At 51.1% G+C, this 26,002-nt stretch carries 28 protein-coding genes and 1 tRNA gene; 3 read left to right on the top strand and 26 right to left on the bottom strand.

The annotated features are described in order from the left end of the window. Positions 1–47: 47 nt before the first annotated feature. From DG177_RS04285 to DG177_RS04255, 7 genes are all read right to left on the bottom strand, one after another. A tRNA-Thr gene (locus tag DG177_RS04285) sits at positions 48–123 on the bottom strand. 41 nt (positions 124–164) lie between these two features. Beyond that, complete coding sequence (locus DG177_RS04280) at positions 165–1,037, bottom strand: hypothetical protein (RefSeq protein ID WP_108810367.1); 873 nt, start codon at positions 1,035–1,037, stop codon at positions 165–167. Between the two features lie 84 nt (positions 1,038–1,121). After that, a complete protein-coding gene (locus tag DG177_RS04275) occupies positions 1,122–2,348 on the bottom strand; it encodes a mechanosensitive ion channel (RefSeq protein WP_108810366.1) in 1,227 nt (408 codons plus the stop codon). Positions 2,349–2,469: 121 nt separating this feature from the next. Beyond that, on the bottom strand, positions 2,470–3,462 hold the full coding sequence (locus DG177_RS04270) for a zinc-binding dehydrogenase (RefSeq protein WP_108810365.1): 993 nt from the start codon (positions 3,460–3,462) through the stop codon (positions 2,470–2,472). Next, positions 3,459–4,808 carry a serine hydrolase gene (locus DG177_RS04265; protein ID WP_108810364.1) on the bottom strand — a complete coding sequence of 450 codons (1,350 nt, stop codon included), beginning with the start codon at positions 4,806–4,808 and terminating at the stop codon, positions 3,459–3,461. The genes DG177_RS04270 and DG177_RS04265 overlap by 4 nt, the downstream gene beginning before the upstream one ends. Beyond that, the gene (locus tag DG177_RS04260) at positions 4,808–5,344 is read right to left on the bottom strand and encodes a hypothetical protein (RefSeq protein ID WP_108810363.1); all 537 of its coding nucleotides are present in this window, start codon (positions 5,342–5,344) and stop codon (positions 4,808–4,810) included. Before DG177_RS04260 ends, DG177_RS04265 begins: the two co-directional genes overlap by 1 nt. Then, the gene (locus DG177_RS04255) at positions 5,337–6,656 is read right to left on the bottom strand and encodes an AAA family ATPase (protein WP_108810362.1); all 1,320 of its coding nucleotides are present in this window, start codon (positions 6,654–6,656) and stop codon (positions 5,337–5,339) included. The genes DG177_RS04260 and DG177_RS04255 overlap by 8 nt, the downstream gene beginning before the upstream one ends. Before the next feature lie 136 nt (positions 6,657–6,792). Between DG177_RS04255 and DG177_RS04250 the strand changes: the two genes are divergently transcribed. Then, on the top strand, positions 6,793–7,233 hold the full coding sequence (locus DG177_RS04250; RefSeq protein ID WP_337658494.1) for a hypothetical protein: 441 nt from the start codon (positions 6,793–6,795) through the stop codon (positions 7,231–7,233). A gap of 5 nt (positions 7,234–7,238) precedes the next feature. Here DG177_RS04250 and DG177_RS04245 read toward each other — a convergent pair whose 3' ends face one another. Further along, complete coding sequence (locus DG177_RS04245) at positions 7,239–8,420, bottom strand: glycosyltransferase (RefSeq protein WP_108810361.1); 1,182 nt, start codon at positions 8,418–8,420, stop codon at positions 7,239–7,241. A 64-nt stretch (positions 8,421–8,484) separates the two neighbouring features. Here DG177_RS04245 and DG177_RS04240 point away from each other — a divergent pair, with 64 nt between their 5' ends. Continuing rightward, complete coding sequence (locus DG177_RS04240) at positions 8,485–9,147, top strand: MOSC domain-containing protein (RefSeq protein WP_108810360.1); 663 nt, start codon at positions 8,485–8,487, stop codon at positions 9,145–9,147. On the opposite strand, the gene DG177_RS04235 is transcribed toward DG177_RS04240, so the two are convergent. The 11 genes from DG177_RS04235 to DG177_RS04185 all read right to left on the bottom strand — a co-directional run bounded on the left by DG177_RS04235 (position 9,135) and on the right by DG177_RS04185 (position 17,200). Further along, positions 9,135–10,097: a hemolysin family protein gene (locus tag DG177_RS04235; RefSeq protein WP_108810359.1), complete on the bottom strand. Its 963-nt coding sequence runs from the start codon at positions 10,095–10,097 to the stop codon at positions 9,135–9,137. The genes DG177_RS04240 and DG177_RS04235 overlap by 13 nt on opposite strands. A 21-nt stretch (positions 10,098–10,118) precedes the next feature. Beyond that, positions 10,119–10,628 (bottom strand): rRNA maturation RNase YbeY, encoded by a 510-nt coding sequence (gene ybeY, locus DG177_RS04230; RefSeq protein WP_108812761.1) that lies wholly within the window; start codon positions 10,626–10,628, stop codon positions 10,119–10,121. After that, a complete protein-coding gene (locus DG177_RS04225) occupies positions 10,615–11,643 on the bottom strand; it encodes a PhoH family protein (protein WP_108810358.1) in 1,029 nt (342 codons plus the stop codon). Before DG177_RS04225 ends, ybeY begins: the two co-directional genes overlap by 14 nt. Further along, positions 11,643–12,980 (bottom strand): tRNA (N6-isopentenyl adenosine(37)-C2)-methylthiotransferase MiaB, encoded by a 1,338-nt coding sequence (miaB, locus tag DG177_RS04220; protein ID WP_108810357.1) that lies wholly within the window; start codon positions 12,978–12,980, stop codon positions 11,643–11,645. Before miaB ends, DG177_RS04225 begins: the two co-directional genes overlap by 1 nt. Before the next feature lie 9 nt (positions 12,981–12,989). Next, positions 12,990–13,790, bottom strand: a complete 801-nt coding sequence (locus tag DG177_RS04215) for a lysophospholipid acyltransferase family protein (RefSeq protein WP_337658493.1) — start codon at positions 13,788–13,790, stop codon at positions 12,990–12,992. Beyond that, the gene (locus tag DG177_RS04210) at positions 13,762–14,184 is read right to left on the bottom strand and encodes a transcriptional repressor (RefSeq protein WP_108810355.1); all 423 of its coding nucleotides are present in this window, start codon (positions 14,182–14,184) and stop codon (positions 13,762–13,764) included. The genes DG177_RS04215 and DG177_RS04210 overlap by 29 nt, the downstream gene beginning before the upstream one ends. 115 nt (positions 14,185–14,299) lie before the next feature. Then, entirely contained in the window at positions 14,300–14,713 is a 414-nt protein-coding gene (locus DG177_RS04205; RefSeq protein ID WP_108810354.1) for a MucR family transcriptional regulator, read from the bottom strand. A 126-nt stretch (positions 14,714–14,839) separates the two neighbouring features. Further along, positions 14,840–15,352 (bottom strand): ribosomal protein S18-alanine N-acetyltransferase, encoded by a 513-nt coding sequence (gene rimI / locus DG177_RS04200; protein ID WP_337658492.1) that lies wholly within the window; start codon positions 15,350–15,352, stop codon positions 14,840–14,842. A gap of 4 nt (positions 15,353–15,356) precedes the next feature. Continuing rightward, positions 15,357–15,983, bottom strand: a complete 627-nt coding sequence (tsaB, locus tag DG177_RS04195; protein WP_108810353.1) for a tRNA (adenosine(37)-N6)-threonylcarbamoyltransferase complex dimerization subunit type 1 TsaB — start codon at positions 15,981–15,983, stop codon at positions 15,357–15,359. Positions 15,984–16,000: 17 nt separating this feature from the next. Beyond that, positions 16,001–16,594: a malonic semialdehyde reductase gene (locus DG177_RS04190; protein WP_108810352.1), complete on the bottom strand. Its 594-nt coding sequence runs from the start codon at positions 16,592–16,594 to the stop codon at positions 16,001–16,003. A gap of 33 nt (positions 16,595–16,627) precedes the next feature. Beyond that, positions 16,628–17,200 carry a NifU N-terminal domain-containing protein gene (locus DG177_RS04185; protein WP_108810351.1) on the bottom strand — a complete coding sequence of 191 codons (573 nt, stop codon included), beginning with the start codon at positions 17,198–17,200 and terminating at the stop codon, positions 16,628–16,630. A 151-nt stretch (positions 17,201–17,351) separates the two neighbouring features. On the opposite strand from DG177_RS04185, the gene DG177_RS04180 reads away from it, so the two are divergent. Continuing rightward, a complete protein-coding gene (locus DG177_RS04180; RefSeq protein ID WP_108810350.1) occupies positions 17,352–20,273 on the top strand; it encodes an insulinase family protein in 2,922 nt (973 codons plus the stop codon). Between the two features lie 2 nt (positions 20,274–20,275). On the opposite strand, the gene DG177_RS04175 is transcribed toward DG177_RS04180, so the two are convergent. From DG177_RS04175 to DG177_RS04140, 7 genes are all read right to left on the bottom strand, one after another. Continuing rightward, positions 20,276–20,905 (bottom strand): redoxin domain-containing protein, encoded by a 630-nt coding sequence (locus tag DG177_RS04175; RefSeq protein WP_108810349.1) that lies wholly within the window; start codon positions 20,903–20,905, stop codon positions 20,276–20,278. A 66-nt stretch (positions 20,906–20,971) separates the two neighbouring features. After that, entirely contained in the window at positions 20,972–21,373 is a 402-nt protein-coding gene (locus DG177_RS04170) for a GFA family protein (RefSeq protein WP_108810348.1), read from the bottom strand. Between the two features lie 29 nt (positions 21,374–21,402). Further along, entirely contained in the window at positions 21,403–22,704 is a 1,302-nt protein-coding gene (gene hslU, locus DG177_RS04165) for an ATP-dependent protease ATPase subunit HslU (RefSeq protein WP_108810347.1), read from the bottom strand. A 57-nt stretch (positions 22,705–22,761) separates the two neighbouring features. Next, the gene (locus DG177_RS04160) at positions 22,762–23,025 is read right to left on the bottom strand and encodes a hypothetical protein (RefSeq protein ID WP_108810346.1); all 264 of its coding nucleotides are present in this window, start codon (positions 23,023–23,025) and stop codon (positions 22,762–22,764) included. An 18-nt stretch (positions 23,026–23,043) separates the two neighbouring features. Then, a complete protein-coding gene (gene hslV, locus DG177_RS04155; protein ID WP_108812759.1) occupies positions 23,044–23,610 on the bottom strand; it encodes an ATP-dependent protease subunit HslV in 567 nt (188 codons plus the stop codon). Between the two features lie 136 nt (positions 23,611–23,746). Then, a complete protein-coding gene (locus tag DG177_RS04150) occupies positions 23,747–23,995 on the bottom strand; it encodes a hypothetical protein (protein ID WP_108810345.1) in 249 nt (82 codons plus the stop codon). A gap of 605 nt (positions 23,996–24,600) precedes the next feature. Next, positions 24,601–25,887 (bottom strand): MFS transporter, encoded by a 1,287-nt coding sequence (locus DG177_RS04140; protein WP_108810343.1) that lies wholly within the window; start codon positions 25,885–25,887, stop codon positions 24,601–24,603. Positions 25,888–26,002: the final 115 nt, after the last annotated feature.

Genomic DNA, 26,002 nt, shown 5'->3' with positions numbered 1-26,002 from the left:
GGTTTTTGCGGGCGTTCGTCCCCCGGACGAACTTTGATCCGCAAAAATGGTGCCGAATATCCGACTCGAACGGATGACCTACCGCTTACAAGGCGGTTGCTCTACCAGCTGAGCTAATTCGGCGCTGGTTTGATGGCCTTAGCCACGAACGAGCGCTCTTTGCTTCAAAAAACACCAAAGGTCCAGCCCTCTTTTTGCGCTATTTCATCTGTCAGCTTTGGTGGGCACCACAAGCGCCTGTCTGCACTGGCATTCTTCATCCATGCCGCAGTTATCAGTGCGTCTGTACTATGATCATCATAGCGTTCCAATTTGGCCGGTAACTGTGTTGCCAGATTATGTAGAGCTGTCTCCAGTCCCTCGCGATCCCGTATCTTGCTTTTTCCTTTGGGCAATCCAGCGGCCAGCGCCGCAATGGTCGTGTAAATCTCGACAATCATTGGTCCGCTTTGCGGTACCGGATCGAAAGGCCAGACCGGTATGACGCGATTGAGCTGATTCAGCATCCGCATCCCGGTAAGGCTGGATTTGCCAACTTGTGCCGCGCCAACCAGATTGAAGCAACTGGCGCTATTGGCTTGACCGGTTTCGCGTTGATGGTGCTCAACCACGCGTAGTCGTCCCGTCCCGCCAGTAAATAAGTCGCCAACATGGTCACGGCTGTGGCGGAAATGGCGCGCGGCTTGCGGGTGTTCGAGAAAGGAGAGAATATTCAAATGCGGATCGGTAGCGGACAAGCGCTCTACCAATTTCCACAATTCAGATGCATCGGAGGGACTGTCATCCCATTGCGGGAAATAGCCGCCAATGTCGTGAAAAGGCAGAGCCATGGACAGGTCAAATCCGATCAGCATGTCCTGCTTCGCAGCGGCAATCTGCAGCAACCAGTCGCGTACATCTGCACGAGACCATCTCGGTTCGGGGCGGAGAAGGGCAGGCGGTCCCTCCGGTCCAATAGTGGCGGCGGCAATGCCATTGGGCCGCTCGGTCTTCGCGCCAGACCAGTCAACACAGGTAAAATGAGTGAAACGGCGCATGGATATTCTCTAACCCATCAACTGGACAAAAGAAAAGGGCAGGTCCAACCGGACCCGCCCTTGTTCTTTACGGTCTGCGTTGGTTTATTTGTCAGCCGCAGGCTTCCGCGCAGCGCTTTTCCGTGCCGCTGGCGCTTTTGGCTTATTGGACCGCATATCTTCCAGCGTTTTTGCTGCTGCGTCGCGTCCGCCCAGTCCGAAGGCCAGGGCTGCAGCAACGCCGCCGCCAATGACCAGTGCACCGAACGCCATATTGATGATGCTATCAGCGAGACCCATATATTTGAGGCCCATGGCGACGAACAGGACGATTGTCGCATATTTGACAATCTGGCTACCCATACTGCCTTCAGATGCACCGCCGACTATTCTTGCCAATATGTTGGCGATCATGAAGCCGAGGCCAATAATCACCCCACCAAATATGACCTTGCCGCCAAGCGCCAATACCTCGTTCAGGATGTTGGTCAGTTCTGGGAATTGCAGCATGCGTGTTGCCGCGATCGCCGCGAAAAGCATGATCGCAATGATCACAACTTTTGAAACGACGGATGAAACGGTTGTCTTCTCGGGAAGAATTCCAAGCGCATCAACCGAACGGTCAACACCAAGACCAGGCAATACTTCTTCAATCAAACCGCCAACCCAGCGGGCAATCATATAGGCGATGCCAAGCAATATTGCCGCGCCGATAACCAGTGGAATTGAGGTGAAGATTGTATTGAGCAGCGATGTCGCTGGCTCGGTAATGCTCGACATGTTGAGTGCATCCAGCGCCAATATGGCGATCGGAATGATGATCAGTACATAGACAATCGTACCAATAGTCTTGCTGATGGTACTGTTACCGGTAACCTCTTCAGCACCGGCTTTATTAGCCCATTTGTCCAGATTCACCGTCATCATGGCAGTTTCAACAATCTGCTTCACGATGTTCGCAACAATCGAACCGACAAAGAAGATAATACCTGCACCAATAATGTTAGGAATAAAGCCCATCACATCATCCAGCAGGGTTTGCAGGGGTTCAATGACGCTGTTCAGTCCAAAGGTGGAAAGCACCGCAATGAGACCGAAAAGCCAAATGAGTAGCGAAACAATCTTACCCAGCGACATGCCAATTGACTCGCCAGAGCCGGTGTCGCGTTGCAGTAAGCTGATGTTATCGACAAGTTTGGCAAAAGCCCATTTGGCGGCTTTCGCAACGATCCATGTGAGCAGGAGAATGATAAGCGCAACGCCGATCTTTTCTCCCCATTCCATCATAAGCTCTGTATCGAGCGCATAGTTGCCTATTCTCAATCCATCCATTTTGTTTCCCCTATTGTGAACAATTATGAGTCCACCGAAGGTTAACACGTTCCCTATGTGAGATATAGAGTGGAGTGGCCGTTATTCAGCGCAATTATGTAATCATGTGTAACGCAGAAAGTCAGAGCGTCATGTCAATGACAGCTCGACCAATAACAGCACGCTGTTCGAGCACCTTCAAGGCAGCTGTTGCATCATCCAAAGCAAAGCTATGCGAGATATGCGGCCGCATCACGCCTTGTTCGGCCAAGCCGCGTAGTGCCTGTTCACCGCGTTTCGCCAGTTCCGGATCACGCCGCGCACTTTCTCCAGCGCGCAATCCGATAAGGCTATAGCCTTTTATCAACGCATGATTGGCCGGGAAGGAAGGTATATTACCGCTGGCGAAACCGACGATCAGATAACGACCGCCCCAGCTAATGGACCGGGTTGCGGTTATTGCCAGTTCGCCGCCGACCGGATCAAACACAACATCGACGCCCTTGCCATCGGTCAGCGCTTTTACTTTGGCGGCCAGTTCTGAGTCGGCGGGGTCCAGACAATGGTCAGCGCCTGCATTCTGAAGCGCCTGGCGCTTCTCTTCACTGGAGCCGGTAGCGATCACGACCGCGCCTTTGTGCTCTGCCAATTTGACGGCAGCCATGCCGACGCCGCCGCTGGCACCAAGGATGAGAATGCTCTCGCCCTGCTGCAGCATGGCTTTGTCGTTCAAGGCATGCCAGGCGGTTATTGCCGCACCATGCCAGCAGGCTCCTTCAGTAAAGGACAAGGCTGCGGGTAAAGGTCTTACAGCTGTGTCGGGCAAGACTATCTGCTGCGCAAAACCATTTCCTTTGCTGCCACCCATGACGCGATCTCCGGTTGAGAAAGCGGTCACGTCTGGTGCAATCTCGATGATCTCCCCAGCAACTTCGAGCCCAGGGATGAAAGGCGGGTCGGGACGAAATTGATATTTGCCATAGGTCATCAGCAGATCAGGAAAGTTAAGACCCGCAGCTTTTGCCGCGATACGAATTTGACCGGCTTGTAGCGGTTCTGCCTGTTTCTCTTCCAGACGAATTGAATCCGGTCCGGTCAATGCCGTGCAGACAGCTGCGCGATAGAAATTGCTCATTCTGCAGTGGCTTTCAGAACATCACGCGTAAAGGCCGAGATATCAAAGCGATTTTCGCGGGTGTCATAGCCGCGTCTGACGATCACCAGATCGCGGGAGGGGATGATCACGAGATATTGACCACGATTACCGAAGGCGGCAAATGTGCTGGCCGGAACGCCGTCGGTCTTGTTCATTAGCCAGAAGGTTGCGCCATAGCCAAACTCCCGGTCCGGCTGCGGTCCGGATGGCGTGCTGACATAGTCACGCCAGTTTTTGGGAAGCAAGCGCTCACCATTCCAGACACCATTGTTGAGATAGAGCATGCCCATGCGGCCAAGGTCGCGGGCTGTTGTCCATACTTGACTGGATAATATATAGTTATCCTGCCAGTCGGTTTCTGCGTAGGTCCTAGTCATACCAACTTTCTCGAAGAAAAAATCGGGATTGAAACGACCAGAACGCGTGGCATGGATTGCCAGAAGCGTGTCATTATTGGCATAGCGAAACCGCGTACCCGGCTTGTAGAGTAAGGGCCAACTGGTGGTGCGCTCGGTCACGCTGGCACCGCCCATATAGATGGGATCAGTTCGATTTCCGGCGGTATCGCTTGTCAATCCGCTGGACATCCGCATGAGATGATCAAGTGTTATGCTGCTGCGTGGGTCGCCAAATTTCATCCATTCTAGGATTTTGGCCGGGGCATTCACGTCGGAAAAACCCTCCTGAACGCTGTGTCCGATAAGCGTGCCAGCAATCGATTTGGCAACCGACCAGGTGCGTTGAGCGGTGTGAAGATCATGCCCATTCTTGTATTTCTCGGTCAGTATCTTGCCGTTCTTGATCACCAGAACCGCGCTGGTTTTACCTCCATATTGGCTATTATCTGACGCACGCGACGTGATCTGTTGCAAAGCCTCGTTTGCTGCAGCTTGTGTCAGGACTGCGTTGCGGTCTCCCATAGGCCATGGCAGATCATCTTTAAACTCACGCAATTTTACGGGTTTGCCAATTTTTATTCCGGTAAAACCAATAGGCATTGAAGTGCAACCGGTCCGGCGGTTCCAAATCGCCGTGCGTGGCGGCATGCCGTCAGTATAGCTGACGCGGACCTGCCGCTCTTCCTCATCAATTTCAGCTGCCAATGTGGGGACAAGTTTTCCGATACGATCATAGATGCCGCTTAACTCATCCGCCTCGATGTCCTGCAACGACTTTCCGCCATTCCACAGTCCCGAACAGATGAACTGGGCTTTATAGCCGGCCGCCAACGCCTTTTCATACTCACTGGGTTTGTCACTAATCTGCGCCGCAACCGGAGCCGACAGCAAGGTAAAAGCGATCGCTAATAGGGTTCGAAAATTCACTATTTGCTCCAATCTGCGCTCAGGTAAGCTTTGAGCGATGTCAAAGGTTGAATATGACCGGGAAATTCTTGCGAGCCAAATTGCTTGTCGGGTTCACAGACAAATCTGAAAACACTAACATATCCGGAATTTGCATAAGGTAGTATCCATTTTGTAGATTCCCTGGACTGGGTCTCTGATCGGATCAGGGTCTCGTTTCCGTCAAATTCGGAAAGCTCCGTGACGCCATAGATATGCCTGTTGCAATCAACCAATATTATCGAACGAATATCTCTGATCTTGGAGATGTCGTCAGCACCCTTATTGGATTCAGCCAAGACGATCTGAGAGATGGAAACCGAAACGAGGTCATCTATCCTCTCAATACTGGTTTTGTCTGCAAAGAAGATGTCCGAGCGATAGTCCGGGGCTTCATCCACAATGACTTCGTCAACGAGATACCAGTCGGGTGAATTGGTTTTGTCTTTTGCTTTTGCAGCTTGAGTGAAAGACAACGCAAATATGATCAATGACAGAAATACGAGATATCTAGTCATTTTTCTCACCTCTCAGTTGCTGCCAATAGTCCAATCGTTCCCGAATTTTATGCTCAAAACCACGATCGACTGGTTGGTAGAATAGTTCAGGATTCATCTCTTCCGGCCAATAATTGTCCCCGGAAAAACCTTCGTCACTTTCATGATCATAGCTATAGCCTTTGCCATAGCCGATATCTTTCATCAGGGCAGTGGGTGCATTGAGAATGTTCTGCGGAGGCATCAGCGATCCGGTTTGCTTTGCCGATTTCCAGGCGGATTTTTGCGCCTTGTAGGCTGCATTGGATTTGGGGGCGGTGGCGCAATAAAGGCAAGCTTGTACTATCGCCAATTCGCCTTCCGGACTGCCCAGAAAATCATAGGCGTCTTTGGCGGCCAGCGCCTGTACCAGCGCCTGGGGATCTGCCAGACCGATATCTTCGCTGGCAAAGCGGACAATGCGCCGCAGGACGTAGAGCGGTTCTTCGCCTGCCACCAACATCCGGGCGAGATAGTAGAGCGCAGCCTGAGGATCCGATCCGCGTAGTGATTTATGCAGGGCTGATATTAGATTATAATGTCCCTCCCGATCCTTGTCGTAAACGGCCATGCGCCGATGAAGCAGTTTCGCCAAGGCAGCGGAATCGAGCGGTTCGGCAATATCCAGTGAAAATAGCGTTTCGGCCTGATTGAGCAGGAAGCGTCCATCACCATCGGCGCTGGCAATCAATGCCTCGCGCGCTTCGTCGGTGACCGGCAGCGGGCTATCCTTCAATGCTTCTGCCTTGATCAACAGCTGATCCAATGCTGCGCTATCCAGGCGATTGAGTATCAATACCTGTGTCCGACTGAGCAGGGCAGCGTTAAGCTCAAAGGATGGGTTTTCCGTTGTCGCTCCGACCAGTATCACTGTGCCTTTCTCGACATAGGGCAAGAAGCTATCTTGCTGAGAGCGATTGAAGCGGTGGATTTCATCCACGAATAACAGGGTTTGTTTGCCTATCCGTTGCCGTTGCTCGGCCTCTGCAAAAACCTTTTTTAGATCAGCAACTCCAGAGAATACGGCTGATATTGCGTGGAAATGTAGATCTGTTTCATTGGCGAGCAATCGTGCCAAGCTGGTCTTCCCGGTTCCCGGTGGCCCCCAGAATATGATTGATGACAGCTTGCCCGCAACGATCATACGTTTGAGCGCGCCGTCTTTCCCTACCAGATGATCCTGACCAACGACATCGTCGAGACCTTGCGGTCTGAGTCGCTCGGCAAGCGGTGCATTGGCAGGAGTATCTTCCTGTTGCTGCTGCTGGCCGTCCGTGGTGAAGAAATCATCCATCGTGCGATGTTATGGGACTTTTTTTCCGAAAACCAGCACGTTCATCGGCTTCGTGCCAGATTTTGTGATCCGCAATTGCGATGCTATGATATTGTCGGAGAATAGGGAGGAAAAAATGTCTGGAACAGGGGAATCTGTGACTGAAAGTGGCGGCAAGCCAGCAACGCCTTGGCATCTCTGGGTGGTCGGTGTCATTGCCGTGATCTGGAATTCTGGCGGTGCGGTGGATTATACGATGACCCAGATGCGCAATGAATCTTACATGAGCGCTTTTACACCGGAACAGCTGGATTATTTTTATGCTTTTCCAGCCTGGGCTGATGCAGTCTGGGCTTTGGGTGTGTGGGGGGCGTTTATCGGCTCCTTGCTGCTATTGCTGCGCAGCCGCCATGCGGTCGTTGCTTTCGGAATATCTCTGGTCGGGTTGCTGGGTTCGACCATTTACCAGATGACCGTGGATATGCCGGTGAGTCTCATTACTCCCGGTATCTGGATCTTTACAGCAGCCATCTGGCTGTCAGTGATTTTGCTGATCTGGTATGCACGTATGATGACAAATAAGGGAGTATTGCGCTAACTTCCTTAGCGAATAGCCGCTTGCTTGATCGGACTCTGTCCTGACTGTCTTTGCCGGATGAGGCGAAGGTAGGTTTCGGCCACAGTGTGATTGATCTGATCCCAACTAAATTCATCGGCGCGTTTTTCGCCTGCAGTTCCATGGGCATTGCGGATGGCTTCATCCTCGCAATAGATTTGCAAAACATCGGCAAAGTCACGAATAGCACCGGGTGTAACCAGCCGTCCGGATTGTTTGTCCTTCACAAGGCTTTGGCTGCCAGTCGCTTTTGCCGCAACCACCGGTAAACCGCATGCCATAGCTTCAAGAGTAACGTTGCCAAAGGTCTCGGTGACCGACGGATTGAATAATATGTCCATGCTTGCAACACCGCGTCCCAGATCGGAACCTTGCTGAAATCCGGCAAAGACGGCATCCGGTATTCTGTCTTCAAACCACTGCTGAGCCGGGCCTTCGCCGATAACCAGAATGCGATGTTTGACGCCGCGGCGGCGCAATTCGTCGATCGTGTCGGCAAAAACATCCAGGCCTTTTTCCATCACCAACCGGCCAAGAAAGCCGATCACAAGTTCATCATCGGCGATTCCGAGAGATTGGCGCCAGACCTTGTCATGACGAGAGGGATTGAAAATCTCTTTGTCGACGCCGCGCGACCAAATCCCGACATCATAGTTCATCCGTTGCTGGCGAAGCACTTGTGCCATCGATTCTGACGGGGCAACCAGCGCATCGCAGCGACGATACAAGCGTCGTAAAATGGCCTCGATCACGGGTTCCAGGAAGGCGAGATTGTAATAGCGTGGATAGGTCTCAAATCGCGTATGAACCGAGGCAAGTACCGGTACATCATGTTTTCTCGCCCAGTGCACCATACGATGGCCAACACGGTCAGGACTTGAAATTTGCATGATATTGGGATTGAAAGCTTCAAGGTCTCGCTTTGCGCTGCTGGAGAGATGGGTTGGGAAGCGATATTCTCCGCGTCCGGGAAAGGCGATAGAAGGCACGCTGATCAAGTCGCCGGTCGGCTCAAATGCGGGGGTGTCAGTGGTTGGCGAATAGACGCGCACTGCAGCGCCTTGCCGCAAAAGATATTCCGCTAAGCGGTTCAACGCTTGATTGGCGCCATCGCGTACGAAATTATAGTTGCCGCTATACAAGGCAATGCGAAGGTCACTGATTTCCATTCCCGCCTTGAAGCATAATAAATCGCAAATTGCCAATATGAACTTGGACCGTTAATTATTGCAAATGATTGAAACTACGCTCGATAAGCTGCTCATTGGTAAACCGAAACCATTTCGTGATGATGGTGAAATGAGCGCGATCGTAAAGCGACCGGTATCGGACGCCGTGGAGCTTGGACTGTTTGGGCTAGCCGGCAATCAGGTTGCCGATCCGGTGCATCATGGAGGACGCGACAAAGCGATCCATCTTTATCCGATTGAGCATTATACCTTCTGGCGAAGCAAATATCCCGACCTGGGAATACTCGATCATCCGGGCGCTTTTGGCGAGAACTTAAGCTGTGTCGGACTTACCGAGGACACATTATGTCTTGGCGATATATTCCGGCTTGGCGAGGCGTTGATTGAGTGTAGCCATGCCCGTCAGCCATGTTGGAAGCTCAATCATCATTTCGGACAATCCGATGTTCTGAAAACCGTGATTAAGACAACCAAATCCGGCAGTTATTTCAGAGTGCTGGAACCAGGTAAGGTGCGAGCCGGTGATCGCATCATTCAGCAGGATCGATCATATCCTGAATGGCCGCTGGAACGCCTGTTTGCTATGATCATAGGTGGTAAACACAAAGGGCAGGGCACGAACCTCTTAGCGCTCTCAAATATGGCGGTTCTGGCGGAAACCTGGCGCAAGCGCGCCGCTCAACTGGCCGAAACTCAGTCTGCCTGATGGGTAGCAGCGCTGACAGGATCGGGCGGAAGCAAGCGTAGCCTCGTAACCCGGCGGTCATCCGCTTCCAGAATTTTGAGTTGCCAACCGCTGGGATGTTCCAGCATCTCACCGGTCTTGGGAATATGACCAGCCAGGACGAAAGACAGGCCGCCAATCGTATCGACGTCCTCGTCAATCTCCGCCAGTGCGGGATCAATTTCTTCGCCGACATCGTCCAACTCTGCGCGCGCATCCGCTTCCCAAATGCCGCCGTCCAGTTGTTTCAGCATTTGTACCGGCTCATCATCATGCTCATCTTCGATATCGCCGACAATTTCCTCAACAATATCTTCAATGGTTACCAAGCCCTCGGTACCATTATACTCGTCGAAAATAATCGCCAGATGGGTGCGAGTGGCGCGCATTTCCGCCAATAAGTCGAGAACTCCCATCGATTCGGGTACAAAGCGAGGCTGGCGCAGATAAGGCGTGATATCTGTGGGCGGATTTCCGCCTTTTGCGACCAATGCAAAAATATCCTTGATATGGATCATGCCGATAATTGTATCGAGATTTTCGCGAAAAACCGGAATGCGGCTGTGACCATGTTCTGAGAATATCTCTACATATTCACTGAACGGAGCGCTTTCTTCGATCGCGACAATATCTGCCCGCGGAACAGCAATATCATCTACCCGATGATCACTAAAATTGAGCAGGTTACGCAGCATTTCCAGTTCGACCGGAGAGATGTCCGGGTTGCCATTTTTGTCGGCCTCTGCGTCATTTTCATGTTCATCAATGACTTCTTCGAGCTGCGCGCGCAGCGAACTATCTTCCGTTTCTCCGAACAGCATCGCTTTCAGATTGCGCCATAATTGCCCGGGTTCGTCATCCTCGCCGCGAGGCGTAGATGAAGATCGGCCGCTCGCCCCGTTTGTGTTGTTGGTTTTGTTATCGTCTGACATTTTTTCGTTCTTGGTTATAAATTATATATGTGGTTCTGCATAGGGATTGGCAATGCCCAATTGATCAAGGGCATTAACTTCCAATGCCTCCATCACGAGCGCATCGGCCTCTGTTTCATGATCATAGCCCAGCAAGTGCAAGGTACCGTGAGTTAACAGATGCGATACATGATCTGGCATGGATATAGCTTTTTCTGCCGCCTCAGCGTTACAAACATCGTGCGCCAGGATAATATCGCCAAGCAGCACCTCGCCGTCATCACTATTCGACAAAGAGCCGAGCAAATCATGTGGCACCAAAGGAAAAGACAGTACGTTTGTCGGCTTGTCCTTGTCGCGATAGTCCGCATTAAGCTGTTGGACTTCGTCATTGTTAGATAGTTTGACGCTGACTTCCAATGCGAATTTCCCTTTGGTCAGCTCGCCATAGGGGGAAACCGAAAGCGCGGCTGCAATCGCTTTTTCACTGCGCTTTTGCCAATCGCTTCCGTCTTGCCATTCTCGGCCCACGCTGAGTTCAATCTGCAGCATCTTTGCCTTCATAGGCTTCAACAATTTTTCCGACCAGGGGATGACGAACAACATCAGATGCCCCGAACTTGACGGTGCTCACACTGTCGACACGATTAAGCTTTTGAACGGCATCGGCAAGACCGGAAGTGGCTCCGCCAGGCAAATCAACTTGCTTGGGATCGCCGCAAATGACCATCCGGCTGTTCATACCAAAACGGGTGAGGAACATTTTCATTTGGGCGGTGGTTGTGTTCTGTGCCTCATCGAGAATGACAAAGGCATCCGCTAGCGTTCGGCCACGCATGAATGCAATGGGTGCAATTTCAATTTCGCCGCTTTCAATCCGTCGCTCGACTTGTTCCGCCGGCAAAGTGTCGTAAAGCGCATCGTAAAGCGGTCGCAGGAATGGATCGACCTTTTCCTTCATATCGCCAGGCAGGAAGCCAATTTTCTCGCCGGCTTCAACCGCGGGCCGTGATAATATCAAACGATCAACCGATCCGGTAATCAACTGCGAAACCGCCTGCGCCACCGCCAGATAGGTTTTGCCGGTACCAGCGGGGCCCAGCGCAAAGATCATGTCGTCACGGGCCAATTTTTCCATATAATCAGCCTGTCGGACCGAGCGCGGAAAGATTGTCTTCTTCCGGGTTTTGATCATGACCTTGGGGGGTGCGGAGGCGTCAGTTTTGGTTGTCTTTTTGGTGACGCCGGGTTTTTCTGCTTTTGAAACGCGCGGATCGGCGACCATTCCGATTATTGCTTCAACCACGGCAGCATCGATTTCCTGACCTTCTTCCAAGCGGTTGTAGATGCCCGTCAAAACGTCGCGCGCTTGCGTGGCAGCCTCTTCCTCGCCTTCGATTTTGAGTTTGGTTCCGCGGGCGGCAATATAGACACCAAGGCGGTTTTCTATCGCAACAATGTTGCGATCATATTCCCCAAACAAATCACCCAATATTTGCGGATCATCAAATTCTACATCCAGCGTCACAAGATTGATTTTGTCTGCGGCGATGCCTTTTTTTGCCATTAAGCAGCTTCTCTCTGTGTCAATTTGCCTTGCAGGCTGTTGGGTCCGGCACTTTCGATGGTAACATCGACCATGTCGCCAATCGCAAGGTCTGGTGCAATGATATGAACCGATTGGAGCCAAGGCGTCTTGCCGACCAACTGGCCTTCCAGCTTCCCATTGCGCTCGAGCAGAATATCGGTGCGCCGTCCAAGCGCCTGCTTGTTAAACTCATGCTGTTGTTCGTTCAACAATGCTTGCAGCCGTTGCAACCGTTCATCCATGACTTCCGGAGCGATCTGATTGTCCATTACCGCTGCTGGTGTTCCCGGTCGCGGTGAATATTTAAACGAATAGGCTTGCGCATAATTGGCTTCGCGAACAACCGCTAAGGTCTCTTCGAAATCTGCATCACTCTCTCCTGGGAAACCGACAATGAAATCACCGGAAATGGCAATGTCAGGTCTGACGCGGCGCATTTTCGAAAGGATTTCCAGATAACTGTCCGTTGTGTGAGATCTATTCATCGCTTTGAGAATGCGATCGCTTCCTGATTGAACCGGAAGATGCAGATAAGGCATCAGCGATGCTATCTCGCCATGGGCGGCGATCAACGCTTCAGTCATGTCATTGGGGTGGCTGGTCGTATATCTGACGCGATGCAGGCCATCAATCTTGTCCAGCGCACGGATCAGGCCTTCAAGACCTTGCTTCTGGCCCTTATCATCCTCACTCGTCCATGCATTCACATTCTGACCGAGTAGAGTGATCTCTTTCACACCGCCATCGACCAAAGCTTGGGCTTCGCTGATCAAATCACTCCAGGGACGGGAAATTTCTGCACCGCGTGTATAGGGAACGACACAATAGGTGCAAAATTTGTCGCACCCTTCCTGCACGGTCAAGAAAGCGCTTGGCCGAGCCTGCTTTTTACGGGTTGGCAACGCATCAAATTTCGACGCTGCTGGCATATCGGTATCCAGTGCCTTTTTGCCGGTTTTTGCGCGCTCTACCAGCGCGGGTAGCCGGTGATAGGCTTGCGGGCCAACAACAATATCCACGCTGGGCGCACGCCGGGAAATCTCTTTGCCCTCCGCTTGGGCAACACAGCCAGCAACAGCGATCATCGGGCTTTTGCCATCTTTCCCGCGCAGCCGACCGATGTCGGAATAGACTTTCTCGGCCGCTTTCTCGCGAATATGACAGGTGTTGAGCACCACCAGATCGGCATCTTCACCATCTGCGGCGCTGGTCATGCCTTGATCGACGAGCATTTCGGACATGCGCTCGCCATCATAGACATTCATCTGGCAGCCAAATGACTTGACGCGGAATTTCTTGGGATCGGATCGATTCATAACCGCGGCCTATACAACGGGCTCTCCAGACAAGGAAGCGGAAAGCGCAACAGCAATCCGCCGTTCAGCCTCAGCACAAATCGCCTTGCGGTCGCCATAATGAGCAGGATCAAAAGGTTCGAGAAAATACAAGGTTGCTGGGATAATTCCTAAGCGCGCAAATAGCCGTTTTGCATTGTCCGTAGCGGACTCCTCGCCAACCCATGCGATTTCTTTGCTGACCTTGCCATAGTCGAGCAACATCGGTTGGACCATGGTGGGTTTCGGTGGTGGAGCCATTGCTTGAAAAAGCGAAGGTTTGAAGGGCAGCAAGCTGTGTCCGTCGGTCGTCGTGCCTTCCGGAAACACAGTGATCGGATATTTTTCCTCAATCGCCTCGCGGATGATATCGATCTGACCACCGACCTGCATCCGGTCGGTTCGTGAGACGAATATCGTCTTGTTTATGCGACACAACCACCCGATTATCGGCCAACTGGCAATGCCATCCTGTGCCACAAAAGTGCAGCCAGTCAGACCTGCAATAACGGGAATATCAAACCAACTAATATGGTTTGAGACATAGAAAACATCTTGTTTAAGTCGATCACCCTTTGTCTTGACTGTCGCTCCGCAATTGGTGGCGACAAGCCAAAGGAAGAATCGAGGCCATGGTGATGGCAGTCGGAAGAACCGCCACAGATAGTGCATGGGAAGACAAAGAACCAAGCTGAGTAAAATACCCAGAGCACGTATAACAATAAGCAGTAATCCCATGACTGAAATCGAACGCTGTTCCGTCTCAGCTTTTCCGGTCAGAGGATACGCCATATAGCTCCATGCGATGGTCGACCAAGCGATAGCCAAGCTTCTCGGCTATTTGTTTTTGCAATGCTTCCAGCTCGGGATCGACAAATTCGATGACCTTGCCGGTTTCGACATCAATCAGGTGATCATGATGTGACTCTGGAACCGCTTCATAGCGTGCACGGCCATCACCAAAGTCATGGCGGTCGAGAATGCCGGCTTCCTCAAACAGGCGGACGGTACGATAGACGGTTGCGATGGATATCCGCGAATCAACGGCAGAAGCCCGCTCATGCATGGTCTCCACATCGGGATGGTCATCTGCGTCCGATATCACGCGTGCAATGACCCGGCGCTGCTCGGTTATCCGCAGCCCTTTTTCAGCACATAGCTTTTCGAGATCAATTTTGTCCGGCATCTGCTCCATTCCGCGTTATCGATAATACCCTATTATCGGGAAGCAATAAAGCAAAGGGAAAATTGCGTAAACTCACGCAATTTTCCCTTTGTCGGAAGCCAATCAAGTTGAGTGCTTAACGTTTCTTCTTTTTCTTGCCCAAACCAATGGCTTTGGCCAACTCCCGCCGTTGTTCTGCATAGTTAGGCGAGACCATGGGATAGTTGCTAGGGAGTCCCCATTTCACCCGGTACTCATCCGGTGTCATGCCATAGTGCGTCATCAGATGCCGTTTCAGCATTTTCAGCTTTTTGCCATCTTCAAGGCAAACAATATAATCTGGTTTGATCGACGATTTTATGGGGACAGCTGGCTCTGGCCGGGCTTGCTCTGCCGCTTTTCCGGACAGACCGGATAGCGCGCCATGCACATTATTGATGATCAGCGGCAAGTCTGAAACCGCAACGCTGTTATTGCTGACATGCGCAGCAACTATATCTGAAGTGAGGGTTATCAATGTCTCATTCAGAGCAACATCTTCCTCTGTCATATCCACCTCTTTGTACGACTATTCTGTAGTTTTGAGCAATTATATGCTGTGTCGCTATTTTCATGGACATGTCGGATTATCAACGATCAAACTATATCATGTGTTGATTTTACGTTGCTTTCATCCTCAGAGCGATTTTTTGTAGGTAATGGCATCAAATTTTTCTTCTGTGTCGCCTGTATAATATGCCGGTCGAAGTCCAATTTTCTGAAAACCAAGTCTTTTGTAGAGGCCTTGTGCAGGATTGTTGGATCTCACCTCTAAAAAAATTGCTGTGACGCCGTTTTTCATAGCGTCTTCGACGAGCCGTCGCATCATGGCGAGGCCGATACCAGTATTTTGATACTGAGGATCCACCGCAATCATTAGTAATTCTTCCTCTCCGGCTACTTCTCTACTGATTGTAAAGCCGCAGGGGCGATCTGCATTGCTTGCAATCAACAATTGCGTGCCGGGCAATGCAAGCATTGAGCGGCATTGATGCTCGTTCCAAGATTCTCCGTAAAGCGGGGAAAATGCCGATCCCATGATGCGCATAATGACTTTCAGATCGCCAAAACTTCCATGTTCCAGATCGATCATGGCGCCCGCGTCAGGCTTTGCCTCTTTGCTTTCCAGATGGCGCGCGCCGTCAGCCATATTTCTATACCTGTTGTGCGGGCTGTGCATCGGGCGCACGACCATAAACAGGAGTGGGCGGCAGATACCCATATGTTTTGGGCAACAGATCAAAATTTGCTGCATTGGGTAAGACGCTATGCTCGGTTACGCCACTGGTCAGTGCGCTCAATGAAAGTGCGGCGGAGCCAGCGAAATGCTTTGCCTTCGTATTGAGAAGAGCGGCCTCGGGGGCTAGAGAAAGCAAATCATCCATAGAGTTTCCATGCTCATCAAAATTCTGAACAAAATATTCTCCATGCCCGCCTAACATAGTGACAAAAACAGGAGAGGGGTGTTCCATTTCGTTCAACGCCTGCGCCGCGACCAGATGCAGAGACTGATATCCGCATATTTCGGCTTGCCAAGCCATCGCCAGTGCCTTTGCGGCAGATAAACCGATGCGTACGCCAGTAAAACTGCCTGGGCCGCAATTGACGATAATCTGTTTTGCATGCCCTTTGTTCGGCAGCTGTGCAATCATCGGAACCAGTTTTTCGGCGTGCCCGCGACCGATTTCCTCATAGTCGTTAGCGATGAGTTTGCCATCTTCAAACAAGGCCACCGAGCAAGCCGAAGTTGCAGTGTCTATCGTTAGAGTACGGCTGCCCATAAATTTGTTACTGACCTTTAGATGATGGCGTTAAATTTTTCGAATGCGGGCCGTGGACTTCGGTCGAAAATAGTCGAAGGATCACCATAGCCAAGTGTCGAGATGAAATTCGACTTTACGCTGGGCTGGTCGCTGAAAAAAACTTCATCCGCGGCTGCATTGTCAAATCCCGACATCGGTCCGGTATCCAGTCCAATCGCGCGGGCAGCCAGAATAAAATATGCGCCTTGTAAGGAGCTGTTGCGCATTGCGCCTTGAATTCTGCCTTCTAGGTCGCCGTCAAACCAGCTTTTGGCATCGGTATGCGGAAATAGTTCAGGGAGATATTCATGAAAATTCTGATCCATGCCGATAACCACTGCGACGGGGGCCTCTATAATCTTCTCTTTATTTCCCTCTCCGGCACAGTCGGCGAGACGCTGTTTTGCTGCGGAGCTATGACACCAGACCAATCGAGCCGGTAACATGTTCGCGCTTGTCGGGCCCATTTTCATCAGGTCCCAGATCGCATGAAGCTGCTCTGTAGTAACGGGTTTATCGTAATATCCGTTATAGGTGCGCGCATTTCGGAACAACTGATCCAGTGCAGCATCATCAAGTGGCTGATTCATAAGCTTTCCGTTTTCTGTTATAGTTGAAGCGCGTTATGCGGCCCGAACTTCAATCACTTCTGGGACATAATGTTTGAGCAGTGATTCAATGCCATGTTTCAATGTCGCCGTCGATGACGGGCATCCGGCACACGCGCCTTGCATTTTCAGGAACACAACACCGCGGTTAAAACCGCGATAGATAATATCTCCACCATCATTGGCGACGGCAGGGCGAACACGCGTTTCGATCAGTTCCCTAATCTGCGCGACAATATCAGCATCTTCCGGATCATCATGGACTTCTTCTTCGGGCGGGATATGAATCTCGCCCGCCGATCCGGGTTTGAACAATGGCAGTCCAGCAGAGAAATGGTCCAGCAAGATGCTCAATACTTGCGGTTTGACTTCAGACCATTCTGATCCCGGTCCTGCGGTGACCGAAACAAAATCTGATCCAAAGAAAACGCCGGAAACGTCGCCAAGTGTGAACAGCGCTTCGGCAAGGGGAGAAATCTCAGCATCTTCTGGCGAAGCAAAATCTCGGGTTCCGTCGGCCATGACCGTCTGGCCCAACAAGAATTTGAGGGTGGACGGATTGGGGGTCTTTTCAGTTTCTATAAGCATATTTGATATGTGGGAGTATTTGGCCGGCCTATCAAGTTTAAATTGCGCTCACTCAGTCATATTATGCGATGTTCGCCATCTAAATTTTGCATGTTGCTCTGATGCCTTATTCACTGGCCAGTAAGATAAGGCCTGCGTATAACATGCTCCCATGGATAAATTTATCAGCGCTTCTGGTCGCGTTCTAACTACACTTGCCCTTTTAACTGGACTGACATTGGCGCCGCCAATGGTCCTGGCGCAATCCAAGGATGCCCAGGTTGAAAAGGGCAGCGAGCAACCTTGGTTGTACAAGGGCAGCGATGTTCCGGTCGACAAAAGCTGGACTTTTGGGGTGCTCGATAACGGATTGCGTTACGCCGTCAAAAAGAATGGCGTTCCGCCAGGCCAGGTTTCGATTCGGGTGCGGATCGATGTCGGATCGTTGATGGAACAGAATCATGAACAGGGTTTTGCCCATTTCATGGAGCATCTGTCCTTTCGCGGTTCGGAATATGTGCCCGACGGCGAAGCCAAGAGAGTTTGGCAGCGATTGGGTGCGACGTTCGGCAGCGACAGCAATGCCGAAACCACACCAACGCAGACGGTGTACAAACTGGACTTGCCGAATGCGAATCCGACGAGTTTGGATGAGAGCATAAAGATTATCTCCGGCATGATCAGCGCACCTGGTCTGAATGCTACTGCAGTAAATGCGGAGCGGCCGGTTGTCCTCGCAGAATTGCAAGAACGCAGAGGGCCGCAAACGAAAGTGCAGGATGCCACTCGTGAATTGTTCTTTGCAAACCAGCGGCTGGCCAGCCGAGCCCCGATCGGGACGCCAGAGACGTTGGGAGCGGCAACACCGCAGATGCTGCAGCTTTTTCATCAGCGCTGGTATCGCCCTGAAAACACCGTTGTGGTGATTGCTGGTGACGGTGATCCTGCGGAGTTTGAGGCGCTACTCAAAAAGCACTTTTCTGATTGGAACGGAAAAGGCGAACCCGGGATTGCTCCTGATTTCGGTGATCCTGTCGCTGATGCGGATAGCAGCCGTTTGGTTATCGAACCAACATTGCCGCGTTTTATCTCGCTGGCGACAGTGCGCCCTTGGGAACAGGTTGATGATACAATTGTCTATAATCAGCAGCTGTTGATTGACCTGTTGGCCTTGCAGATGATCAATCGTCGATTGGAATCGCGAGCAAGGGCAGGGGGAAGCTATCTTCAAGCCAATGTTAATCAGGATGATGTCAGTCGTTCAGTTGACGGAACATTCGTCAATATTGTGCCATTGACGGATGACTGGGCCGCAGCGTTGAAAGATGTCCGCGCAGTTATTGCCGACGCTACGACTCAAGCGCCGTCGGAAGCGGATATTGCGAGAGAAATAGCAGAATTTGATGCGGCTCTTGCGATTGGGGTCGAGGGCTACGCAACGGAAGCTGCACGTAAGCAGGCCGATGATATCGTCAATGCCGTTGATATTCGCGAAACCGTCGCGACACCGCAGACAGCGCTTGATGTATTCCGTGACATGCGTGACCTCTACACGCCCCAACGATTGCTGGAATCGACACAGAAACTCTTTAGCGGCGTTGCCACACGAGCGCTGCTCACTTCACCGACAGTGGTGGACGATGGAAAAAACAAGTTGGCCGCTGCGCTTGGCGAAGATGTTAAGGCGGCAAGCAATGCACGGGTACGCCAGGCCAGTCTTGGCTTCGATGCATTGCCGCGTATCGGGCGCAAAGGCCGGGTGCGGTCGTCCGAGAAGGTCAAACGCTTTGATATGGAAAAGCTGGTTCTTTCAAATGGCGTTCGGGTTTTGCTTTTTCCGAACAAAGCCGAACGCAACAAGATCATGGTCAATGCCCGGTTTGGGAAAGGCTATAGCGGTCTGAATCCAGATGATGAAGGATTGGCCTGGACCGGAGCAATGGCTTTGATGGCCAGCGGCGTCGGCAAACTTGGACAAGAAGAACTCGACAAAATAACCACCGGTCGCCGGATCGGGCTGGGCTTTGAAATTGATGACGATGCCTATGAAATTAAGGCGGATACACGGGCGGCAGATCTTAAAGATCAGCTCCATCTGATCGCCGCCAAATTGCAGCAGCCGCGTTGGGACGATGCTCCGGTCATTCGTGGACGCGCTGCTTCCCTGATTGGCTATGACAGTTTTTCTGCGTCTCCCCAGGCGGTATTGCAGCGTGATCTGGAATGGCTTGTGCGCGGAAAGGATCCCCGTTGGAAAACGCCCGACAAGGATGATTTCAACGCGCTTACACCCAAGGAATTCAAGAAGTTCTGGAAGCCCATATTGGCGAGTGGACCAATTGAGTTGATGCTATTTGGTGATTTTGACCGGGATAAGGCGGTTGAAGCGGTGCTAAAAACTTTTGGCGCGCTGCGGAAACGCAAGCCGGACGATATGCCTGATGGCGGTCGGTCACCTGTATTTCCAGAACCAAAACAGGGCCCAGAAATTTTGGTGCACAAGGGCGATAATGAACGCGCGGCGGCTCTGATTGCTTGGCCAACAGGCGGTGGGCTGGAAAATATTCGTGAAAGTCGCAAGCTGGAGGTTCTGGTTTCGATCTTTAATGATCGGATGTTTGAGATATTGCGCTCCAAAGAGGGAGCAAGCTATAGTCCGCAAGTCATAAACAGCTGGCCCGTCGCCTTCCAAACCGGCGGCTACATAAGCGCATCCAGCCAACTCACGCCTTCCAATGTCGACCGTTTCTATGGTGTCGCTGAATTGATCGCGAAAGACCTGCGCGAGAATCCGGTCAGCCCAGATGAGATGAAACGGATTGTGGAGCCACTGCGTCAATTGATTTCGCGAGCAAGCAGCGGAAACAGTTTCTGGATGAGTCAATTGGAAGGCGCGAGTTTCAATCCCAAGAAGTTTACTGTTCTACGCACATTGCTGACCGACTATACGGTGATAACACCCGAAGAAGTCCAGCAGTTGGCGATAAAATATCTGAAAGATTCAACCAAATGGAAATTGGTTGTCTTGCCTGAAGGGAATAAAAAAGCCGCGACGATGAGAACCGACGCGGCTTCTGCTGTGGGATCCAGATAAATCTAGATCGCGTCAACTATAGCTAGCAATTGGTCGTTGGTGGGGCGCTTCTTGAAGTCGCCCGATACTGACTTGGCCGTAACCTTGCCGTCCTTGTCGATAACCACCACCGAAGCATAAGGAACGCCGAGCGCCTTGCCTTCGGTATATTGTGGATCACGCAGTCCAAATGCATCAATGGCAGTGGAACTCTCATCTGACAGCATCTTATAGTCCAGCATCTGGTTCTTCGAAAAGCGGCCCTGGCTATCGACACTGTCATAGCTCACGCCGTATAGCTTATAGCCACGTTCTTGCAGATCACCGACTATGGCATTGATGCCTTTCAGTTGGGTTTGGCAGAACGGGCACCATTCCACTGATCGCGTAAATACCAGGATTGCGGCCCCGTCTTCCAAGATCGTGGCCAACGTTTTTTCACCATCTGCGGTTTTAAAATTTGCGTCCAAAGGCACGGTCGCTCCAACCGCAATACCAGCATCAATGCTGGGCACTTCAGCGATTTCTTCGACCATCTCAGATTCTGCGTTCTCGCTGGTTTCAATTCCTTCTTCGGGCTGACCCTGGGGTTCAGAGCAACTCGCAAAAGCGAGTGCAGGGGCCAAAGCCAATAAAGATGTTTTCCGTTTCAATTTTATACTCCTATGGGTTTCACCGCTTATTCGTCGTGCAACGAGATCCGGTTACAGAGGTTGAAATTATTCCTGAGGTGGAAAACGATCAAAGCTTGGCATTTCGTGTGCGACTTTTTCCCACGAAATCTGTTCGGCAGTCTGAATATTCATTTCCGGGATATAATTATCAGGTTGATCGAGGGTGGCCGTCTGCACATCAATCATGCCCGGCAAAATATTGGCGTTTTTATAGGCAATACCGGTGCCGCAATCTGCGCAAAAATGGCGTTCGGCGCCGCCTTGGCCATCTACAGTCTTGAGCGCGCCAGTGGTTAGCGAAAACTCATCCTGATCCAGCATGATCCAGGCGACCGAGGCTGCACCGCTGCTTTTCTGGCAGTCCCTGCAATGGCAAATGGACTGATTAATCGGCTCCCCAGAAATTTCATATCGCACCGATCCGCAATAACACCCACCTTCAGCCATTTTTCCCTCCATTAGATCAATATGATACCCTACAGCACATATTTCGACAAATCCGTGTCTTTTGCAACATCGGAAAGTTGGCTGTCGACATAGGCCGCATCTACCAAAATTGTCTCACCCTTGCGATCTTCTGCATCAAAGCTGATGTCTTCCAGAAGCTTTTCCATCACGGTCTGCAATCGCCGTGCCCCGATATTTTCAACCGTTTCGTTCACGTTTGCGGCGATCTGGGCGAGTTTCTCAATAGCATCCTTGGTGACATCTATGGTGACGTCTTCAGTCCCCAACAACGCAATATATTGCTTCGGCAGATTGGCTTTTGTTTCGGTAAGAATGCGGACGAAATCCTCTTCTGTAAGGGCACGCAGTTCCACACGGATCGGAAGGCGGCCTTGCAACTCCGGCAACATGTCACTGGGTTTGGATATAGAAAAAGCGCCTGATGCGATAAACAGAATATGATCGGTTTTCATCGGACCATATTTGGTTGCCACGGTCGTTCCCTCAATAAGAGGTAACAGATCGCGCTGCACGCCTTCACGGCTGACGGAGCCGCCGCGAACATCACTGACGGCGATCTTGTCAATTTCGTCAAGAAAGACGATACCATTGGACTCTGCATCGGAGAGGGCGGCCCGAGCAATGTCATCATCGTCAAGACGCTTATCTGATTCCTCTTCGATCAGTTTGTCCCATGCATCAGCAACGCGCATCTTGCGGCGTTTCATGGCATTTTGACCAAAGGCTTTGCCCATCATGTCGGACAGGTTTATCATTCCGACCTGGCCAGACATGCCAGGGATATCCATTTGTGTATTTGGTGTATCTTCGACATCAATTTCAATTTCTGTGTCGTTCATGTGATTGTCCACAACGCGCTGACGAAAGCTCTCTCTTGTCGCTTCACTGGCATTTTCGCCGCAGAGGACGTCCAGCAATCGTTTCATCGCAGCATCGCTTGCCGCTTCCCGAACTGCCGAACGCCGACGTTCGCGTTCCAACCTTACCGCTTCCTCCGCGAGGTCACGGGCAATTTGTTCAACATCGCGCCCAACATAGCCGACCTCTGTAAATTTGGTCGCTTCGATCTTGATAAACGGCGCGTCCGCGAGCTTCGCCAATCGGCGTGAGATTTCAGTTTTACCGCAACCGGTGGGGCCGATCATCAATATATTCTTTGGTGTCACCTCTTCACGCAGTTCTGCCGGCAAGTTCTGACGCCGCCAGCGATTCCGTAAAGCCACTGCCACGGCGCGCTTGGCCTCTTTTTGACCTACAATATGTTCATCAAGCGCTTTGACAATGGCCTTGGGAGTGAGTTCGTTGTTCATAAATGTCCAATGTAAGTTTAACTAGAAGAAGCAGATTTGGGGCTTTGTTGTTTTTTATCAAGCACAATGCATTGCATTTGCTATCGCATGATGGCCGCTTATGATCCTGCCTGCAATTTCATGATCGGGTTCCAGGTTGGTTTTCCGCGCTTCGCTCGTTCCGCCAAGAATGATTCCGTTGGAACGAGGAAATATGTACAGGCCATTTGTTGCGGTATAGGCGTAGTCAAGCTCGGGTTGCAGCAGCAGAACGGCAAGCTGTCCACGCAAAGTGCCACCGGCGATTAGCGATCTGCGATTGAGAGGCGTCGTTGCTAACACCGCCCGAACAATAGGAGGTTATCCGTTGCTGTCCAGTGTTTCGACTGTCACTTGATCATTTGTGTAGACGCAAACATCCGCCGCAATTGCCATAGCTTTTCGAGCAAGCTTTTCCGCGTCTTTTTCATAGTCGATAAGGGCTCTAGCAGCAGCCAAAGCGTAGTTACCACCTGAACCGATGGCGGCAATCCCTTGGGTTGGTTCGAGCACATCACCATTGCCGGTTAGAATCAGCGTCACGTCCTTATCGGCCACGATCATCAAAGCCTCCAAGTTGCGCAGATACTTGTCTGTGCGCCAGTCTTTCGCCAACTCAACTGCGGCGCGCATTAACTGGCCGTTATGGCGTTCCAGCTTCGCTTCTAAACGCTCGAACAGTGTGAATGCGTCAGCCGTAGCGCCTGCAAAACCGCCAATAACCGATCCATCATGCAATTGCCGAACTTTACGCGCATTGGGTTTCATGACGGTCTGTCCCATGGAGACCTGACCGTCACCAGCGACGATCACTTTCCCATTTTTGCGGACGGAGACTATGGTGGTGCCATGCCATTGTTGCAGGCCATGTTGCTGATTTTCTGTCATAAACCGGATATGGGAAATATGATGGCCATGTGCAACCATTGGTATGCATGGCTAAAGATATTTAAGAATATTCGAAACCAAAGCAAAAAAATGGCGACCAAAAGGCCGCCATTTTAAATTAGATTAGCGCCTGAATTCAGGGGCTTGTTGGATCGTCGTCGCTGCCGTCAGCTGCGATGACGATGCCGCCGATTACTGCGGCAGCGGCGAGAACAGCAATGATGATGCCTGATCCGCCTTGAAGTTTTTCTGCTTCTTCTGAAGATGCATCAGCACGAACAGGCTGAGAAACTTTAGAAACTGGCTGAGCAGCCTGTGCGAAGACAGGTGTAGCAACCAGAGCTGAGGCTGCAACAGCAGCCATACCAATTTTACCGAAACGCATAATATGCTCCTTTAGGGTTTCGCATTTCACTCAATACGAAAGGCCCACTGCCATAACAAATGTTTGAAATCAACCACATTCATCCTTGTGGAATCGAATTTTGGCGGTTGTTGCAAAGATCACACAATCATCAAATTGCGTTGTAATTGAGCCAAATATTGGCTGTCTCGTCTGTGGAATTTGGCAGATTAGACTCAAAAACTGCGAATAGTCCAAAATGGACCTGTTTTTCCACTCGGTGATATCCCGGCCCTTGGACCTCCATTGGGGGTAGCGGCTGCCTTTATCTTGTACCAGATCGGAACAAGCGGATGGTCGATGATTTTTTCGATGGATTTCATAGCTAACAAATTGTTAATAAATACGCATGAAGCAAAAAAGAACACGGTCGCTCGTACTTCGCAATGAGGGTGCAAGACACCCTTTTCGCCTCAGCCTTCCAATGGAAGCTCTGGTCTCATCCCAGCTTGAAGTTGCTGCGGAAGAGACGGCGGCGATGCCAAAAAAATGGCTCAATGAAGATGCAAGTCTCTTCGTGCTAAGCTTTTCAGCGTTTTTTACCGCATTCTATCTATTCATTTTCTGAAGACCGCCGGGATCTCGGTCTAGTCGCAGGCAAGATGTAACTGCTGGCCCAGCCAGGCGGCAACGACACACATACCTGCTACAAGAAGCAATTGTTCGGTTGTCGAAACACCGAGAAGACTAAGTCCTAGTGCGGCAAGGGCGCCCAGGACCATGCATCCGGAATTGACGACATTATTTGCGGCAATTGTTCTTGCGGTCTCGCTAATATCAACTGTGGTGGTCAAAAAGGCATAAAGCGGAACCACGAACATACCGCCAAAAATTGCAACGCCTGCAAGCGTACCCAGCAACGCCCATGCCCCATCATGCATAATGAAAGTGCCGAATGTATATAGCTCGCCATTTGGCAAACCTTCCCAACCCCGCGCAATGAAGAAGAGTATGACGACGAAGCCGCCCATTGCGAGGACGCTAAAGGGCGCATAGCGTGCCGAAACTTCGCTGTTTAGCAATCTGTTTATCAGAATAGATCCAATGGCAATGCCAATGGAGAATACGCCAAGAAACAGGCTGGCGACGGCCGGTGTGGACGTAAGTACATTCTCGACCAGAGGCGGGAATTGAATGATCAACACGGAGCCTATGGTCCAAAAAAAACTGATCGCGATTATCGCAAGAAAGAGTCTCCGGATATGCAGTGTGGCAGAGATGAGCTTGATAGATGACCTGAAAAAATTGAAGTCAATTTTTTCGACTGTTTTTTGTGGCGGTGCGCTAGGCAAATACTGGGCACCAATTCTACCCACAACCGCTACAATAAGAACTGCGATGACAGCCAGTTCAACGCCATTCCCGTCGCGGTCAATAATGATACCTCCCAAAATCGTTCCGGCCAATATCGCAATGTAAGTGCCTGCTTCTACCAGCCCGGTCCCAGCCAACACTTCATCCTTGCCCAGATGTTGAGGTAAAATTGCATATTTGATCGGACCGAAAAATGTGGATTGCAGGCCAAGCAGGAACAGTGCGGTCAACATGATTGGAATTGACTGTATCCAGAGTCCGATGCCGCCAATAATTGCGATTGCAATCTCTAGTGTTTTTACAAGCCTGGTAATGCGTGCCTTGTCATAATTGTCAGCAAGCTGGCCAGCGAGTGAGGAAAACAGGAAAAAGGGCAAAATGAAGATACCCGATGCCAGCGCGTTGAATTGGAAATCCTGCGCTGGATCTTTGTAAATGCCATAGGTGACCAAGATTACCATCGAAAATTTGAACAGATTATCATTAAATGCGCCGAGCAGTTGTGTGACAAATAACGGCCAGAAACGCCGTTTGGCCAATAGTCTTAGGGCTGGTGTCATTTTTGGAGTTTTCCTGTTGTTGAGCGTGGTCAGACAGGGGATTAAACTGGACGCCACCCTAACGATGTTGCCCGATAGCGCAAGGCGTTGAATATACGAAAATTTCGTCGTAAAT

Origin of the sequence: Sphingorhabdus sp. Alg231-15 (genome assembly GCF_900149705.1) — a bacterium.
Classification (GTDB): Bacteria; Pseudomonadota; Alphaproteobacteria; order Sphingomonadales; family Sphingomonadaceae; genus Parasphingorhabdus.
This window is presented reverse-complemented; position numbering and strand designations above follow the sequence as displayed.

Coding starts and splice junctions, on each gene's coding strand:
- DG177_RS04150 (WP_108810345.1), bottom strand. CDS start 23,995: ATGCGTTTCGGTAAAATTGGTATGGCTGCTGTTGCAGCCTCAGCTCTG.
- DG177_RS04255 (WP_108810362.1), bottom strand. CDS start 6,656: ATGGATGATTTCTTCACCACGGACGGCCAGCAGCAGCAACAGGAAGAT.
- DG177_RS04140 (WP_108810343.1), bottom strand. CDS start 25,887: ATGACACCAGCCCTAAGACTATTGGCCAAACGGCGTTTCTGGCCGTTA.
- DG177_RS04170 (WP_108810348.1), bottom strand. CDS start 21,373: ATGGCTGAAGGTGGGTGTTATTGCGGATCGGTGCGATATGAAATTTCT.
- DG177_RS04260 (WP_108810363.1), bottom strand. CDS start 5,344: ATGACTAGATATCTCGTATTTCTGTCATTGATCATATTTGCGTTGTCT.
- hslV (WP_108812759.1), bottom strand. CDS start 23,610: ATGACAGAAAATCAGCAACATGGCCTGCAACAATGGCATGGCACCACC.
- hslU (WP_108810347.1), bottom strand. CDS start 22,704: ATGAACAACGAACTCACTCCCAAGGCCATTGTCAAAGCGCTTGATGAA.
- DG177_RS04185 (WP_108810351.1), bottom strand. CDS start 17,200: ATGCTTATAGAAACTGAAAAGACCCCCAATCCGTCCACCCTCAAATTC.
- DG177_RS04205 (WP_108810354.1), bottom strand. CDS start 14,713: ATGACAGAGGAAGATGTTGCTCTGAATGAGACATTGATAACCCTCACT.
- DG177_RS04245 (WP_108810361.1), bottom strand. CDS start 8,420: ATGGAAATCAGTGACCTTCGCATTGCCTTGTATAGCGGCAACTATAAT.
- tsaB (WP_108810353.1), bottom strand. CDS start 15,983: ATGGGCAGCCGTACTCTAACGATAGACACTGCAACTTCGGCTTGCTCG.
- DG177_RS04270 (WP_108810365.1), bottom strand. CDS start 3,462: ATGAGCAATTTCTATCGCGCAGCTGTCTGCACGGCATTGACCGGACCG.
- DG177_RS04275 (WP_108810366.1), bottom strand. CDS start 2,348: ATGGATGGATTGAGAATAGGCAACTATGCGCTCGATACAGAGCTTATG.
- DG177_RS04235 (WP_108810359.1), bottom strand. CDS start 10,097: ATGTCAGACGATAACAAAACCAACAACACAAACGGGGCGAGCGGCCGA.
- DG177_RS04225 (WP_108810358.1), bottom strand. CDS start 11,643: ATGGCAAAAAAAGGCATCGCCGCAGACAAAATCAATCTTGTGACGCTG.
- ybeY (WP_108812761.1), bottom strand. CDS start 10,628: ATGCTGCAGATTGAACTCAGCGTGGGCCGAGAATGGCAAGACGGAAGC.
- miaB (WP_108810357.1), bottom strand. CDS start 12,980: ATGAATCGATCCGATCCCAAGAAATTCCGCGTCAAGTCATTTGGCTGC.
- DG177_RS04280 (WP_108810367.1), bottom strand. CDS start 1,037: ATGCGCCGTTTCACTCATTTTACCTGTGTTGACTGGTCTGGCGCGAAG.
- DG177_RS04180 (WP_108810350.1), top strand. CDS start 17,352: ATGGATAAATTTATCAGCGCTTCTGGTCGCGTTCTAACTACACTTGCC.
- DG177_RS04215 (WP_337658493.1), bottom strand. CDS start 13,790: ATGGCGTATCCTCTGACCGGAAAAGCTGAGACGGAACAGCGTTCGATT.
- DG177_RS04210 (WP_108810355.1), bottom strand. CDS start 14,184: ATGCCGGACAAAATTGATCTCGAAAAGCTATGTGCTGAAAAAGGGCTG.
- DG177_RS04240 (WP_108810360.1), top strand. CDS start 8,485: ATGATTGAAACTACGCTCGATAAGCTGCTCATTGGTAAACCGAAACCA.
- rimI (WP_337658492.1), bottom strand. CDS start 15,352: ATGGCTGACGGCGCGCGCCATCTGGAAAGCAAAGAGGCAAAGCCTGAC.
- DG177_RS04190 (WP_108810352.1), bottom strand. CDS start 16,594: ATGAATCAGCCACTTGATGATGCTGCACTGGATCAGTTGTTCCGAAAT.